The organism is Citrobacter sp. Cpo126 (genome assembly GCF_030332445.1).
Taxonomy (GTDB): Bacteria; Pseudomonadota; Gammaproteobacteria; order Enterobacterales; family Enterobacteriaceae; genus Citrobacter; species Citrobacter portucalensis.
Window position 1 is genome coordinate 1 of record NZ_JAOWHT010000020.1, and the last position, 13,933, is coordinate 13,933.

16 protein-coding genes are annotated in these 13,933 nt (G+C 53.0%); 8 read left to right on the forward strand and 8 right to left on the reverse strand.

Features of this window, described 5'->3' with window-relative positions; genetic code table 11:
* Positions 1 to 145: 145 nt before the first annotated feature.
* A complete protein-coding gene (gene gmhB / locus OGY17_RS00810) occupies positions 146 to 712 on the reverse strand; it encodes a D-glycero-beta-D-manno-heptose 1,7-bisphosphate 7-phosphatase (RefSeq protein ID WP_008786280.1) in 567 nt (188 codons plus the stop codon).
* A 189-nt stretch (positions 713 to 901) separates the two neighbouring features.
* Between gmhB and metN the strand changes: the two genes are divergently transcribed.
* From metN to proS, 6 genes are all read left to right on the forward strand, one after another.
* Complete coding sequence (metN, locus tag OGY17_RS00815; protein ID WP_286606243.1) at positions 902 to 1,933, forward strand: methionine ABC transporter ATP-binding protein MetN; 1,032 nt, start codon at positions 902 to 904, stop codon at positions 1,931 to 1,933.
* Positions 1,926 to 2,579, forward strand: coding sequence for a methionine ABC transporter permease MetI (locus tag OGY17_RS00820; RefSeq protein WP_003018471.1), 654 nt, complete (start codon positions 1,926 to 1,928; stop codon positions 2,577 to 2,579). The genes metN and OGY17_RS00820 overlap by 8 nt, the downstream gene beginning before the upstream one ends.
* Positions 2,580 to 2,623: 44 nt before the next feature.
* Entirely contained in the window at positions 2,624 to 3,439 is an 816-nt protein-coding gene (metQ, locus tag OGY17_RS00825; protein WP_003829145.1) for a methionine ABC transporter substrate-binding lipoprotein MetQ, read from the forward strand.
* A 116-nt stretch (positions 3,440 to 3,555) separates the two neighbouring features.
* Positions 3,556 to 3,960 (forward strand): envelope stress sensor lipoprotein RcsF, encoded by a 405-nt coding sequence (rcsF, locus tag OGY17_RS00830; protein WP_003018477.1) that lies wholly within the window; start codon positions 3,556 to 3,558, stop codon positions 3,958 to 3,960.
* Positions 3,957 to 4,664: a tRNA (N6-threonylcarbamoyladenosine(37)-N6)-methyltransferase TrmO gene (tsaA, locus tag OGY17_RS00835; RefSeq protein WP_008786279.1), complete on the forward strand. Its 708-nt coding sequence runs from the start codon at positions 3,957 to 3,959 to the stop codon at positions 4,662 to 4,664. Before rcsF ends, tsaA begins: the two co-directional genes overlap by 4 nt.
* Before the next feature lie 113 nt (positions 4,665 to 4,777).
* Positions 4,778 to 6,496 carry a proline--tRNA ligase gene (gene proS / locus OGY17_RS00840; protein ID WP_286606246.1) on the forward strand — a complete coding sequence of 573 codons (1,719 nt, stop codon included), beginning with the start codon at positions 4,778 to 4,780 and terminating at the stop codon, positions 6,494 to 6,496.
* A 44-nt stretch (positions 6,497 to 6,540) separates the two neighbouring features.
* Here the strand turns inward: proS and nlpE are convergent, their stop codons facing one another.
* The 3 genes from nlpE to OGY17_RS00855 are packed head-to-tail and all read right to left on the reverse strand — an operon-like array spanning position 6,541 to position 8,234.
* Positions 6,541 to 7,239 (reverse strand): envelope stress response activation lipoprotein NlpE, encoded by a 699-nt coding sequence (gene nlpE, locus OGY17_RS00845; RefSeq protein WP_085951559.1) that lies wholly within the window; start codon positions 7,237 to 7,239, stop codon positions 6,541 to 6,543.
* A gap of 30 nt (positions 7,240 to 7,269) precedes the next feature.
* The gene (arfB, locus tag OGY17_RS00850; RefSeq protein ID WP_032942412.1) at positions 7,270 to 7,692 is read right to left on the reverse strand and encodes an alternative ribosome rescue aminoacyl-tRNA hydrolase ArfB; all 423 of its coding nucleotides are present in this window, start codon (positions 7,690 to 7,692) and stop codon (positions 7,270 to 7,272) included.
* Positions 7,689 to 8,234 (reverse strand): YaeQ family protein, encoded by a 546-nt coding sequence (locus OGY17_RS00855; protein WP_003018497.1) that lies wholly within the window; start codon positions 8,232 to 8,234, stop codon positions 7,689 to 7,691. The genes arfB and OGY17_RS00855 overlap by 4 nt, the downstream gene beginning before the upstream one ends.
* Before the next feature lie 188 nt (positions 8,235 to 8,422).
* Between OGY17_RS00855 and OGY17_RS00860 the strand changes: the two genes are divergently transcribed.
* Together OGY17_RS00860 and rof are read left to right on the forward strand one after the other, a co-directional pair.
* Positions 8,423 to 8,623 carry a YaeP family protein gene (locus OGY17_RS00860; protein WP_003018499.1) on the forward strand — a complete coding sequence of 67 codons (201 nt, stop codon included), beginning with the start codon at positions 8,423 to 8,425 and terminating at the stop codon, positions 8,621 to 8,623.
* Positions 8,610 to 8,870 (forward strand): Rho-binding antiterminator, encoded by a 261-nt coding sequence (gene rof / locus OGY17_RS00865; RefSeq protein WP_003018503.1) that lies wholly within the window; start codon positions 8,610 to 8,612, stop codon positions 8,868 to 8,870. Before OGY17_RS00860 ends, rof begins: the two co-directional genes overlap by 14 nt.
* Before the next feature lie 42 nt (positions 8,871 to 8,912).
* Here the strand turns inward: rof and tilS are convergent, their stop codons facing one another.
* From tilS to accA, 4 genes are all read right to left on the reverse strand, one after another.
* A complete protein-coding gene (tilS, locus tag OGY17_RS00870; protein WP_048227058.1) occupies positions 8,913 to 10,208 on the reverse strand; it encodes a tRNA lysidine(34) synthetase TilS in 1,296 nt (431 codons plus the stop codon).
* Between the two features lie 61 nt (positions 10,209 to 10,269).
* Positions 10,270 to 10,659, reverse strand: a complete 390-nt coding sequence (locus OGY17_RS00875; protein WP_003829160.1) for a VOC family protein — start codon at positions 10,657 to 10,659, stop codon at positions 10,270 to 10,272.
* 66 nt (positions 10,660 to 10,725) lie between these two features.
* Positions 10,726 to 12,864 carry a lysine decarboxylase LdcC gene (gene ldcC / locus OGY17_RS00880; protein WP_234096490.1) on the reverse strand — a complete coding sequence of 713 codons (2,139 nt, stop codon included), beginning with the start codon at positions 12,862 to 12,864 and terminating at the stop codon, positions 10,726 to 10,728.
* Between the two features lie 98 nt (positions 12,865 to 12,962).
* Positions 12,963 to 13,922 carry an acetyl-CoA carboxylase carboxyl transferase subunit alpha gene (accA, locus tag OGY17_RS00885; protein ID WP_003829164.1) on the reverse strand — a complete coding sequence of 320 codons (960 nt, stop codon included), beginning with the start codon at positions 13,920 to 13,922 and terminating at the stop codon, positions 12,963 to 12,965.
* Between the last annotated feature and the right edge of the window lie 11 nt (positions 13,923 to 13,933).

Consider the following 13,933-nt stretch of genomic DNA (forward strand, 5'->3'; position numbering starts at 1 on the left):
GTTTTTCTCTTCAACCGAACCGGCTGTTTGTGTGAAGTGATTCACATCCGCCGTGTCGATGGAGGCGCATTATAGGGAGTCGACTCAGGAAGACAAGCGGAAAAATGCATTTTTGTTTCAACCGCTCACCTTTTATCCACAACGCTTACTTTTGCTGCTTTTTGATCGCCATTGGCAGGTCTGCCAGACTATTTATGACCAAATCTGCCGCATTTTCTGCTTCCGGCGTGACGGGTTTGCCTGTGCGCACCAATACCTTCGTGCCAACATTCGCAGCTGTCGCCGCCTGCATATCTTCAATTTTGTCGCCAACCATATAAGAAGCGGCCATATCGATGTGCAAGAAGTCTCGGGCGGAGATAAACATGCCAGGATGCGGTTTACGGCAGTCGCAGACCTGACGATACTCTTCTACAGTACCCTGCGGGTGATGCGGGCAGTAGTAGATACCATCCAGCTCAACGTCGCGATCGGCCAGCGACCAGTCCATCCATTCGGTCAACGTTTCAAACTGCGCCTCAGTAAATTTACCACGCGCGATACCAGACTGGTTCGTCACGATAATAAGCGCGTAACCCATCTTTTTAAGTTCACGCATGGCATCAATAACGCCGTCGATAAACTCAAACTCGTCGATCTCATGTACATAACCGTGGTCCACATTAATGGTACCGTCACGGTCGAGAAAAATTGCGGGTACAGACTTTGCCACCTTTTATAGCTCCTGAATAAGGCATGTGACTCTAGTATCGCATGTTTCAGCGGGCAAGAAAGTGCTCATCGTGCAAAGCCCGATTGATTTAGACGTCTGGATGCCTTAACATCCATCTTGTTGACGGCTTCGACCGTACCTGACAGACGAAAATGCCACGGCTAACTTAATTACGATAATAAATAACCAATGATTAAACTTTCGAATATCACCAAAGTGTTCCAGCAGGGGACTCGCACCATTCAGGCGCTAAATAATGTCAGCCTGCATGTTCCTGCCGGGCAGATTTATGGCGTTATTGGCGCCTCCGGCGCCGGTAAAAGTACGCTCATCCGCTGCGTTAACCTACTCGAACGCCCTACCGAAGGCAGCGTTCAGGTTGGCGGTCAGGAGCTGACCACGCTTTCTGAGTCGGAGTTGACTAAAGCTCGCCGTCAAATCGGCATGATTTTTCAGCACTTTAACCTGCTCTCTTCCCGTACGGTGTTCGGTAACGTCGCACTACAGCTGGAATTGGATAACACGCCAAAAGAAGAGATCAAACGCCGCGTAACAGAACTGTTGGATTTGGTTGGTCTTGGCGACAAGCACGATAGCTACCCGGCCAACCTTTCCGGTGGACAAAAACAGCGTGTGGCGATCGCCCGTGCGCTGGCAAGTAACCCCAAAGTGTTGCTGTGCGATGAAGCCACCAGCGCACTCGATCCGGCAACGACACGCTCGATTCTGGAATTATTGAAAGATATTAATCGTCGTCTGGGACTCACCATTCTGCTGATTACTCACGAGATGGACGTTGTAAAACGTATTTGTGACTGCGTGGCGGTCATCAGTAATGGTGAACTGATTGAGCAGGACACCGTTAGTGAAGTGTTCTCACACCCGAAAACGCCGCTGGCACAGAAATTTATCCAGTCCACGCTGCACCTGGATATTCCGGAAGATTATCTGGAACGTTTAAAAGCGGAGCCGGAAGCCGACAGCGTGCCGATGCTGCGTATGGAATTCACCGGCCATTCGGTCGATGCACCGCTACTTTCTGAGACGGCCCGTCGCTTTAATGTGAATAACAACATTATTAGCGCGCAGATGGATTACGCCGGCGGCGTGAAGTTCGGCATCATGCTGACTGAAATGCACGGCACACAGGAAGATACACAAGCAGCCATTAGCTGGTTGCAGGAACACCATGTAAAAGTAGAGGTACTGGGTTATGTCTGAGCCGATGATGTGGCTGCTGGTTCGCGGCGTATGGGAAACGCTGGCAATGACCTTTGTGTCCGGTTTTTTTGGCTTTGTGATTGGTCTGCCGGTCGGCGTGTTGCTGTACGTAACGCGTCCGGGGCAAATTATTGAGAACGCGAAGCTCTACCGTACGCTCTCTGCGCTGGTGAACATTTTCCGTTCCATCCCGTTCATCATCTTACTGGTGTGGATGATTCCGTTCACCCGCATGATCGTAGGCACCTCAATCGGACTGCAGGCCGCTATCGTTCCGCTGACCGTCGGTGCCGCACCGTTTATCGCCCGTATGGTGGAAAACGCGCTGCTCGAAATCCCGACCGGGCTGATAGAAGCCTCTCGTGCGATGGGCGCCACGCCGCTGCAAATTGTACGTAAGGTATTACTGCCAGAAGCGCTGCCAGGACTGGTCAATGCGGCCACCATCACCCTTATCACGCTGGTTGGTTACTCCGCGATGGGCGGTGCCGTCGGTGCCGGTGGTCTTGGACAGATTGGCTATCAGTACGGCTATATTGGTTACAACGCTACCGTAATGAATACAGTACTGGTATTGCTCGTCGTTCTGGTTTATTTAATTCAGTTATCCGGCGATCGCATCGTCCGGGCTGTCACGCACAAATAACGTTGCACACAACACTAAAAACTCATTAAGAAAAGGAAATAAGCATGGCGTTCAAATTCAAAACCTTTGCGGCAGTTGGAGCCCTGATCGGTTCTCTGGCACTTGTGGGTTGCGGTCAGGATGAAAAAGATCCTAATCACATCAAAGTGGGCGTTATTGTTGGCGCAGAGCAGCAGGTTGCAGAAGTCGCGCAGAAAGTGGCAAAAGAAAAATACGGTCTGGACGTTGAGCTGGTCACGTTTAACGATTACGTTCTGCCTAACGAAGCGCTGAGCAAAGGCGATATCGATGCTAACGCCTTCCAGCACAAACCATACCTGGACCAGCAGATCAAAGATCGTGGTTACAAGCTGGTTGCTGTAGGCAATACTTTTGTTTACCCGATTGCGGGCTACTCCAAAAAAATCAAATCACTGGATGAGCTGCAGGACGGTTCCCAGGTCGCGATTCCAAACGACCCGACTAACCTTGGCCGTTCCTTGCTGCTGCTGCAAAAAGTGGGCTTAATCAAACTGAAAGACGGTGTTGGCCTGCTGCCAACCGCGCTGGACGTGATTGAAAACCCGAAAAACCTGAAGCTGGTTGAACTGGAAGCACCGCAGCTGCCGCGTTCCCTGGACGATGCACAAATCGCACTGGCGGTCATCAACACCACCTACGCCAGCCAGATCGGCCTGACTCCGGCAAAAGACGGTATCTTTGTTGAAGATAAAGATTCCCCGTACGTAAACCTGATTGTAACTCGTGAAGACAATAAAGATGCTGAGAACGTGAAGAAATTCGTTGAAGCATACCAGTCTGACGAAGTGTACGAAGCAGCAAACAAAGTCTTCAACGGCGGTGCTGTTAAGGGCTGGTAATTTTAGGCTGTTTACAGAATCTGTAATATCATCAGGACGGGCGCTTGCCCGTCTTGTCATTTATGCAAGCACCTGATTCAATATCTGACGTTTAGATCATTCATTGAGGAAATATTATGCGTGCTTTACCGATCTGTTTAGTAGCACTCTTGCTGAGCGGCTGTTCTATGTTAAGCAGATCCCCTGTTGAACCCGTTCAAAGCACCGCAACCCCGCCGAAAGCGGAGCCGGAAAAACCGAAAGCACCGCGCGCTACGCCGGTAAGAATCATTACTAACGCTGAAGATTTAGTAGGCAAACCGTTCCGCGATCTTGGCGAAGTTAGCGGTGAATCCTGCCAGGCTTCAAACCAGGATTCCCCTCCGAGCATTCCAACCGCACGCAAACGCATGCAGATTAACGCATCAAAAATGAAAGCTAATGCGGTATTGCTGCACAGTTGCGAAGTGACCAGCGGAACGCCGGGTTGCTATCGTCAGGCGGTTTGCATCGGTTCTGCACTGAACATTTCGGCGAAATGAGCCATTTTCAGTTCGAGCAAATAGGCGTTATCCGCTCACCTTATAAAGAAAAGTTCGCCGTTCCACGTCAGCCCGGTCTGGTGAAAAGCGCCAGCGGTGAACTGCATTTGCTCGCACCTTATAACCAGGCCGATGCCGTTCGCGGCCTGGAAGCCTTCAGTCATTTGTGGGTGATTTTTGTTTTTCACCAGACAATGGAAGGTGGATGGCGTCCGACCGTGCGCCCTCCCCGCCTTGGCGGCAACGCCAGAATGGGTGTCTTTGCCACGCGTTCAACGTTTCGTCCTAACCCTGTTGGCATGTCGTTGGTTGAGCTACGGGGCATCCGCTGCCATAAAGAGCACGTGATCCTCGAACTCGGTGGGCTGGATCTTGTTGATGGCACGCCAGTCGTAGATATAAAACCGTATCTGCCGTTTGCCGAATCGTTACCCGATGCTCGCGCCAGCTATGCTCAGGATGCCCCCAAGGCCAGCATAGACGTGACGTTCAGTGAAGATCTCGCGGAGCAGCTACCGAAGCTCGAACAACGTTACCCGCATCTTCGTCAGTTTATTGCCGAAGTGCTGGCGCAGGATCCGCGTCCTGCCTATCGTAAAAACGAGGAAGAAGGCAAAACCTACGCCGTCTGGCTGCTGGACTTTAACGTCCGCTGGCGCGTCACGCCGTCAGGATTTGAGGTCTTTGCTCTGGAAGCCCGCTAATTTGCGTCGCGTACTCTTTTGACATCCCTTTCTCGCTGGTAAACTAAACCACTTTTGTTTTGTGCCAGGCTCGTTTTGAGCCTGTTCGATCGTTCAACTGGAACCGTAACAACATGCGTACTAGCCAATATCTGCTCTCCACTCTGAAGGAGACACCTGCCGACGCCGAAGTCATCAGCCACCAGCTGATGCTGCGCGCCGGGATGATCCGCAAGCTGGCCTCCGGGTTATATACCTGGCTGCCGACCGGCGTGCGCGTCCTGAAAAAAGTCGAAAACATCGTGCGTGAAGAGATGAACAACGCCGGTGCGATCGAGGTGTTGATGCCGGTCGTTCAGCCTTCTGAACTGTGGGAAGAGAGCGGCCGTTGGGAACAATACGGCCCGGAACTGCTGCGAATTGCTGACCGTGGCGATCGTTCGTTCGTCCTCGGCCCAACGCATGAAGAAGTGATCACCGACCTGATCCGTAACGAGCTGAGCTCTTACAAACAGCTGCCGCTGAACTTCTATCAGATCCAGACCAAATTCCGTGACGAAGTCCGTCCGCGCTTCGGCGTGATGCGCTCCCGCGAATTCCTGATGAAAGATGCATACTCTTTCCACACCTCTCAGGAATCCCTGCAGGAAACCTACGACGCGATGTACGCTGCGTATAGCAAAATCTTCAGCCGTATGGGGCTGGATTTCCGTGCAGTACAAGCGGATACCGGTTCTATCGGCGGCAGCGCCTCTCACGAATTCCAGGTGCTGGCGCAGAGCGGCGAAGACGATGTGATCTTCTCCGACTCCTCTGACTATGCGGCGAACATCGAATTTGCCGAAGCCGTTGCGCCGAAAGAGCCGCGCGCGGCAGCAACCCAGGAAATGACGCTGGTAGATACGCCGAACGCTAAAACCATCGCCGAACTGGTTGAGCAGTTCAACCTGCCTATCGAAAAAACCGTGAAAACCCTGCTGGTGAAAGCGGTTGAAGGCAGCAGCTACCCGCTGGTCGCCCTGCTGGTTCGTGGCGATCACGAGCTGAACGAAGTCAAAGCGGAAAAACTGCCGCAGGTTGCCAGCCCGCTGACCTTTGCCACCGAAGAAGAAATTCGTGCGCTGGTAAAAGCAGGTCCTGGCTCGCTCGGTCCGGTGAATATGCCAATTCCGGTGGTTATCGACCGTACCGTTGCAGTAATGAGCGATTTCGCTGCCGGTGCCAACATCGACGGTAAACACTATTTCGGTATCAACTGGGATCGCGACGTGGCCCCCCCGGAAGTTGCTGACATCCGTAACGTGGTCGCCGGCGACCCTAGCCCGGACGGCAAAGGTACGCTGATGATCAAACGCGGTATCGAAGTCGGCCACATCTTCCAGTTGGGTACCAAGTACTCTGAAGCGATGAAAGCCGCTGTTCAGGGCGAAGATGGCCGTAACCAGACGCTGACTATGGGCTGCTACGGTATCGGGGTCACTCGCGTAGTCGCTGCTGCTATTGAACAGAACTTTGACGATCGTGGCATCGTATGGCCAGATGCCATTGCCCCGTTCCAGGTCGCCATTCTGCCGATGAACATGCACAAATCCTACCGTGTGCAGGAGTTGGCTGAAAAGCTGTACGCTGAGCTGCGCGCGCAGGGTATCGAAGTGCTGATGGACGATCGTAAAGAGCGTCCGGGCGTGATGTTTGCCGATATGGAACTGATCGGTATCCCACACACCATCGTGCTGGGCGACCGTAACCTCGACAACGACGATATCGAATACAAATACCGTCGTAACGGCGAGAAAGAGCTGATTAAAACCGGCGACATCGTCGACTTCCTGGTCAAAGCCATTAAAGGCTAATACCAACAAAAAGGCCCTGATTATCAGGGCCTTTTTTCTATCGATTAATTACACGCTTTACCAGGGATAAATTTCGCGTCTTTATCCGCCATCAACGTTTTCACTTTCTCACCCGTATCCGGGTTTGACTCCAGCGTGAAATGCGCCTCAAGCGTCAGCAGTACGGACTGTCCGTTTTCCGCACGAGCGGCTAAATAGTCGCGTTCAAGCTGAGCGTTATTCGCCACCGGCATCCGTTTACCCGTTGCGCAGTCGGTAAAGATTGCCGCGTCAGCCATATAGAAATACATGCCTCGCATCGGCATTGGCGTCACCGGTAAGCTGGCGGAAACCGGCTGGAGCGTGTAGTTAAACTGTGACTCAATCGGGTTACCTTCACGATCGAGCATTTCCAGCGCCTCGCCTTTAGCCCGGTAGTACGATTTTTCACCTTTACTGTCGGTCAGCACCAGTTTGTCGGCTGTACGCGCCCATGTGCCATAAGAGGCAAACGAAGACGGTTCATCCCGCACGCCCTGATAGCGTTCGTTCATCACCCATGTGCCGTCTTTTTCCAGAAACAGAGAGGTTTCAATCCCTTCGCAGTCCGCGCAAGGTAAGATGCCACGCCAGCTTTGCTGCATCGGTTTTAATTCTGCCGCCCGCGTCGGCTGTAGTACTTCAACTTCAGTACGGTTATTACAGCCGATCAAGGAAAAAAGCGTGCATGCAGCGACCACGGACAATATTGCTGTTTTCACTATCAATTCCTTATTAATTTTTATTCCCGCTCGTCAGTCTTGCGTTCGACGAACTCTCCCACGCAGTGCTTTCACTGTGGATTTTTGCGCCTTCGATGACAACCTGCGCTCTTTCGAGGCGCGCGTAGGGCGAGTTGCCTGTCGGCTTTTTTGCACCGCGGTTAATTCTTTTATCACCGCCACCAGTCGGGAGATTGCCGCTTCCCGATTGAGCTCCTGGCTACGGTATTCCTGCGCCTTAATGATAATAATGCCATCGCCGCTAATCAGATGATGGCTGGCGGCCAGCAGGCGTTCCTTGTAATACTCTGGCAGGCTCGAGGCCCGAATGTCAAAGCGCAAATGGATAGCCGTCGAGGTCTTGTTAACGTGCTGACCACCCGCGCCTTGTGCCCGAATCGCCGTGATTTCCAGCTCATTATCAGGGATAGAGACGTTTCGGGAGAGAACAATCATGAACGCGGCTGCCACGCGGTCAGATGAATTTCCAGATTGTTCTGAGAGTCGGACAGCCAAATAGCGCCGTCCTGAATAGTCGCCTGCAGCGCCATTGTACGACCAGCAAAATCACTCAGTTGCGCCAGCTGTTCATCATCCAGATACCACACGGTGAGATTTTTAAACTGCGCACATTTGTTCTGGTTTTGCTGCCACCAGATCTGAGCCGCACGGCTGTTGTAGGCAAACAGAGCAACCTCACCAGACTGGGTACAGGCTTTCTTGATACGGCGCTCATCCGGCAGACCCAGCTCAATCCAAAGATCGATGCCCAGATGGTCGTTACGCAGCCATGCTTCAGGCTCGTCTTCCGCGCTCAGGCCACGCGTGAACTGCAGCCGTTCATCGGCATATTTAATCCAGGCCAGCAGGCGCAGCATCATGCGCTCCTGGGTTTCAGAGGGGTGACGCGCCAGCGTCAAGGCCGCGTCAAGAAACTGGTTGCGGTCAAGATCCGCTACGTTGACGACGGCTTTATAAATTGTCGCTTTAAGCGCCATGGGAGAACTCCTTTCGAATCAGGCGCACATTGTAGCGAAAACTGCGGCAAAAGGCTGCTAACTGCTCATCTATCAAGGCGCTGATATTGCTTGAATGAGTATGGTATAGTCACCTTGCTAAACAGAGTTTATCTTCGTAGGCTTAGACTTGCATCCACGGTTAAGTCAGAGTGCTGACAGGAGGGCATGTGGAAAAATATTGTGAGTTAATACGCAAGCGGTACGCGGAAATCGCCAGCGGAGACTTAGGGTATATCCCGGATGCGCTGGGTTGCGTATTGAAGGTGCTTAATGAAGTGGCGGCAGACAGCGCCCTTCCAGAGTCGGTCAGGGAAAAAGCGGCCTATGCTGCCGCGAACTTACTGGTGAGCGATTATGTCAATGAATGAAACGTATCAACCCATCAACTGCGATGATTACGACAATCTTGAACTCGCCTGCCAGCACCATTTGTTACTGACGCTGGCGTTAAAAGATGGCGAAGTTTTGCAGGCGAAAGCGAACGACCTGGTTTCACGCAAAAACGTGGAGTATCTGGTCGCAGATGTCGCAGGTGAAACCCGGGAGCTTCGCCTCGACAAAATTGCCAGCTTCAGCCACCCGCAGATCGGTACCGTGGTGGTCAGCGAATCCTGATTATTTTGGTGCCGGATGACGGTGCAAAGCACCTTATCCGGCCTACTTTCCACGCCAAACCAGACTCACGCCTTCTTCATCTTCCGCCGCTCCCTCACGCGTCACGAAAACACCCGCAGCCGCAATCAACGTTTCGCCGTAAAACAGCAGCGGTGTGGTATCTCGTCGCCAGGGCGGGATCCCCTGCTCCTGCCAGATTTTCTTTAATTTCCGTCCACCGTTACGCCCGACAATATGCAATAACCCTGGTGCTTTGAAACGAATGCTGACAGCTTCATCCGCTTGCGGCATGCGCAATTCACCCGCAGAAATTAACTGAACCGAACCCAATCCGGCAGGCAGCGCCAACGGTGTTTTCCACTCTAACCATGGGATAACGGTTTCGCTTTGCCCATCGACTGACTTCACCCACCACAGCTGTGACTGATAACGACGGACCTCGTACTCCCCGAGGCGAAAACAGGGTGAGGCATCTTCCCGCGCCAGCGCCACTTCCTGCCAGATACGTTCCAGTCCATCACGAGAAGGCATCGGCGCATTTAACCCCGCCAGCCAGCGACGAAGCAGCGCGGCACGACGCACGTCGCTCATCATCATTAACGGTACCAGTAGCAGTGTGCCGTGGGCTGTGATGCAATCGGCTAAATCGCTGGCCAGCAGTTCATCCAGTAAACTCTCCTGCTCAGCACACAGCGCGGCGCTGCGGGCTACGGCTTGCGCGAAGTGCGGCCAGCGCTGTTGCAGCAATGGGGTAACGCGCAATCTGAGAAAATTGCGATCGTAGGTATCATCCTGATTGCTTTCATCTTCAATCCAGCATAATTCATGCTGCCGCGCCCATGCTTCAAGCGCCTCTCGCGTTTGCGCCAGCAGCGGTCGAATCAGCTGGGTTCCGGCGAACGGTGAGTTTTCGCCCATGGCGGAAAGTCCGGCAGGGCCGCTGCCGCGCTTAAGCGCCAGCAGAAAGGTTTCACACTGGTCATCGAGATGCTGGGCGGTCATTAGCACCTCGCCCGGTAGTAAGGTCTGCGCAAATGCCTGATAGCGCGCGCGTCGTGCCTGAGCTTCGATGCCCAGACCATCATCCTCAAGGTGTACCCGCTCAACCACCAGCGGCACCTGCCACTGCATACATACTGACTCACAGTGCTGCACCCAACTGTCTGCATGTGGGCTTAATCCGTGATGAATATGGATTGCGCGTAAAGCGACCTCAGGATGCTGCGCTCGCCACTGCACCAGCTGATGCAGGAGTACGGTTGAGTCCAGCCCGCCGCTAAAGGCGACCAAAATCGATTGAGAATTCAGCAGTGAAGTGTTCAGCGTGAGTGTCGTCATGATGGTTACTTACAATGGCATTGCCCGGCACGTTACCGGGCTAACGCCACAATGACAAGCCTTACAGCTCGTACAGTTCGAGGGGCAATCCGTCCGGATCGTTGAAAAACGTAAAGCGTTTACCGGTAAATGGATCGATACGTATGGATTCACACTTCACGTGGTGTGCTTCCAGATGCGCGATCGACTTTTCCACATCCTCCACGCTGAACGCCAGATGACGCAAACCGCAGGCTTCCGGTCGGCTCGGACGGCAAGGTGGAAACGGGAAAGAAAAAAGCTCAATCACATACTGGCCGTTCAATGCCAGATCGCCTTTCCACGAGTCTCTCTCTTCCCGATAGGCTTCGCTCATCAGTGTAAAGCCAAGCACATCGCAGTAAAATGCCTTACTCGCCGCGTAGTCCGTCGCAATAATGGCAATATGGTGAACCTGTTTTAATCCCAGCATAGCGTCATCGCCTCTTTCATTTTTCTGTCAGCACGTTACTCGTACGTCTTAGGGTCAGGCAAGTCGTTATGCCATTTTTAAGACTCTCACGCGATACACGCCATCCTCGCCCAGTTTAGCGCCATGGATATCGGTTTCAAATCCCGGGTAGCGCTGCCCCACTGAACACAGCATCAGAAGAAAATCGAGGACAGCCCGGCTTTTGGCAGTGATCATTTCCCCGGGCATCAAGAGCGGCACGCCAGGAGGATAAGGCAGGATCATATTGGCGGACACGCGTCCTACCAGTTGATCAAGCGCCACGGTTTCCACCTCACCTTTGATCTGCCGCTGCCAGGCCTGGTGCGGTGTCATTTTCATTTCCGGCAAAGTATCAAATGCCCGCAGCATCAGTCCGGAGAGATCGTGCTGGCGGATCAGCTTATGGATCCCCTGTGCCAGATCCTGAATACGCATATTGCGATAGAAATCGGGATCTTCAGCATACAGATCCGGCAGCATATTTTTCACGCGTAAATTCAGATCGTACGAGCGCTTAAATTCCGTCAGGCCACGTAGTAGCCCCATCGCCCGGGTTTTATCAATGCCAATACTGAACAGGAATAACAGGTTATACGGTCCCGTTTTTTCGACGACGACGCCGCGTTCATCAAGGAATTTCGCCACCAGCGCCGCGGGGATCCCCTCTTCGCTCATATTTCCCTGTTCATCCATTCCCGGCGTCAGAATCGTGACCTTCACCGGGTCGAGGAACATGTGGTCGGCATCAGCATCAACAAATCCGTGCCAGTCTTCACCTGGCGCTACCGGCCAACATTCTGCTTCATCGACCTTTTCCGGCTGCCAGATATCAAAGAACCAGCCATCCGACTCTTCGCGCAGACGCTGCACTTCTTTACGGAAATGCAGCGCCCGTTCCACCGAACGATTGATTAACCGCTTGCCGGAATTGCCACGCAGCATTGCCGCCGCCGTTTCTATCGACGCCACAATCGGATAGCTCGGAGACGTGGAGGTGTGCATCATAAAGGCTTCGTTGAACGTGTCTTCATCATAGTCACCCTTAATGTGGATCAGCGAAGCCTGTGACAACGCCGCCAGCATCTTGTGGGTGGACTGGGTTTCAAATATCACCTTTCCCGGTACCCGTTCGCCGCTCATCCCGCTTTTCCCCTGATAGATCGGATGAAAATGGGTATACGGCACCCAGGCTGAATCAAAATGGATGGAGGACACATCCAGGGTTTGCTTGATCCAGTTGGTGTTATAAAGCAGCCCGTCATAGGTGGAGTTGGTGATCACCGCGTGTACCGGCCATTGCGCCTGAGTCGTCTCTTCTACCTTACGTTCAATACTTGCATGGGTAAATTCCCGACGGGGTATACCGCCGAGGATCCCCAACGCGTTACGCGTAGGCTTCAACCAGATAGGCACCACATCGCTCATCATCAGCAAATGCGCTAGCGACTTATGGCAGTTGCGGTCAATCAGTAGCGTACTGCCTGCAGGCGCAGCATACATGCCGACAATTTTGTTCGACGTCGAGGTGCCGTTGGTCACCATATAGCTCTGTTCGGCACCAAAAGTACGCGCGATATACTCCTCCGCTTCGAGGTGCGGACCGGTATGATCAAGCAATGAACCCAGTTCGGTTACGGAAATGGACACGTCGGCTTTCAGCGTATTGCCGCCAAAGAAATCATAGAACAGGCAGCCGACCGGGCTTTTCTGGTACGCCGTCCCCGCCATGTGCCCGGGCGTACAGAAGGTATACTTTCCTTCCTTCACATAGGTAAACAGCGCCTTGGTGAACGGAGGCGTGATGTTATCGAGGTATTCGCTGGTGTACTGGCGAATGCGGGTGGCAATGTCTTCAGACTGACCCAGCGCATACTCAAAAAACCACAGCGCCATGCGCAGGTCGTGCGCACTGACATCCATCGTCGAATGGGTATTAATAAAGGCGTAGAGCGGGAGATACTCGTTGAGCTGGTTGATGTCACTGCACAGCTCCAGGCTATATTCATCCCAGTCAAAAATGACGCCGCAAATTCGCGGGTTGTGTTCGATAAACTTCAGCAAGTCAACGCTATTCTGCGGCCAGATAATCTGAAATCCCTGCTGTTGCAGCGCACGTTCAAGTTCCTTGATGGGCTCATCTTTATAAAAGACGCCATGCGGTCCCATGATGGCAATGATATTCATGCGTTCCTCCTGGAAAAACCTTAGTTAATCATAGCCAGGCCAAACCACAGGTAAAAAAAAGGGCCACACGTTGTGGCCCTTTTCGGAATTAATGCAGTTTACGCGTAACCGTAGCTCATCAGACGCTGGTAACGACGGTTTTTCAGATCGTCTTTGCTTAACACGTCGAGATCGGCGAGATCGGCCAGCAGCTGTGCTTTCAGGGACGCAGCCATCACTTCCGGATTGCGGTGTGCGCCGCCTAACGGTTCCGGAATGATAGAGTCGATAAGCTTCAGCTCTTTCAGACGCGGGGCAACAATTCCCATCGCTTCTGCGGCCAGCGGTGCTTTGTCGGCGCTTTTCCACAGAATTGAAGCACAACCTTCCGGGGAGATAACGGAATAGGTGCTGTATTGCAGCATATTCACTTTATCGCCTACACCGATCGCCAGCGCGCCACCGGAACCACCTTCACCGATAACGGTACAGATTACCGGTACGCTCAGACGCGACATTTCACGCAGGTTGCGCGCGATCGCTTCTGACTGACCACGCTCTTCCGCGCCCACGCCCGGGTAAGCCCCTGGGGTGTCGATGAAGGTAATGATCGGCATGTTGAAACGCTCGGCCATTTCCATCAGACGCAGCGCTTTGCGATAGCCTTCCGGCGCTGGCATGCCGAAATTACGGCGAATCTTTTCTTTGGTCTCACGGCCTTTCTGATGACCAATGATCATCACCGGACGGCCATCCAGACGCGCGATACCGCCGACAATAGCTTTATCATCCGCATAGGCACGATCGCCCGCCAGCTCATCAAATTCATCAAACGCCAGGCGGACATAATCCAGGGTGTACGGACGCTGTGGATGGCGCGCCAGTTGGGCTACCTGCCATGCGCCAAGATCGGCGAAGATTTTACGCGTCAGTTCTACGCTTTTTTCACGCAGGCGATGCACTTCTTCATCGATGTTAATATCCAGTTTCTCATCCTGACGGCTAACCGCAGTCAAAGAATCGATTTTTGCTTCCAGCTCTGCAATCGGCTGTTCAAAATCAAGGAAATTCAGACTCATAGTATTCCTGT

Bases quoted from the DNA above. Each gene is read 5' to 3' on its own strand.
- metN (WP_286606243.1), top strand. From the start codon at position 902: ATGATTAAACTTTCGAATATCACCAAAGTGTTCCAGCAGGGGACTCGC.
- OGY17_RS00820 (WP_003018471.1), top strand. From the start codon at position 1,926: ATGTCTGAGCCGATGATGTGGCTGCTGGTTCGCGGCGTATGGGAAACG.
- metQ (WP_003829145.1), top strand. From the start codon at position 2,624: ATGGCGTTCAAATTCAAAACCTTTGCGGCAGTTGGAGCCCTGATCGGT.
- rcsF (WP_003018477.1), top strand. From the start codon at position 3,556: ATGCGTGCTTTACCGATCTGTTTAGTAGCACTCTTGCTGAGCGGCTGT.
- tsaA (WP_008786279.1), top strand. From the start codon at position 3,957: ATGAGCCATTTTCAGTTCGAGCAAATAGGCGTTATCCGCTCACCTTAT.
- proS (WP_286606246.1), top strand. From the start codon at position 4,778: ATGCGTACTAGCCAATATCTGCTCTCCACTCTGAAGGAGACACCTGCC.
- arfB (WP_032942412.1), bottom strand. From the start codon at position 7,692: ATGATTGTTCTCTCCCGAAACGTCTCTATCCCTGATAATGAGCTGGAA.
- OGY17_RS00855 (WP_003018497.1), bottom strand. From the start codon at position 8,234: ATGGCGCTTAAAGCGACAATTTATAAAGCCGTCGTCAACGTAGCGGAT.
- rof (WP_003018503.1), top strand. From the start codon at position 8,610: ATGTCAATGAATGAAACGTATCAACCCATCAACTGCGATGATTACGAC.
- tilS (WP_048227058.1), bottom strand. From the start codon at position 10,208: ATGACGACACTCACGCTGAACACTTCACTGCTGAATTCTCAATCGATT.
- OGY17_RS00875 (WP_003829160.1), bottom strand. From the start codon at position 10,659: ATGCTGGGATTAAAACAGGTTCACCATATTGCCATTATTGCGACGGAC.
- ldcC (WP_234096490.1), bottom strand. From the start codon at position 12,864: ATGAATATCATTGCCATCATGGGACCGCATGGCGTCTTTTATAAAGAT.
- accA (WP_003829164.1), bottom strand. From the start codon at position 13,922: ATGAGTCTGAATTTCCTTGATTTTGAACAGCCGATTGCAGAGCTGGAA.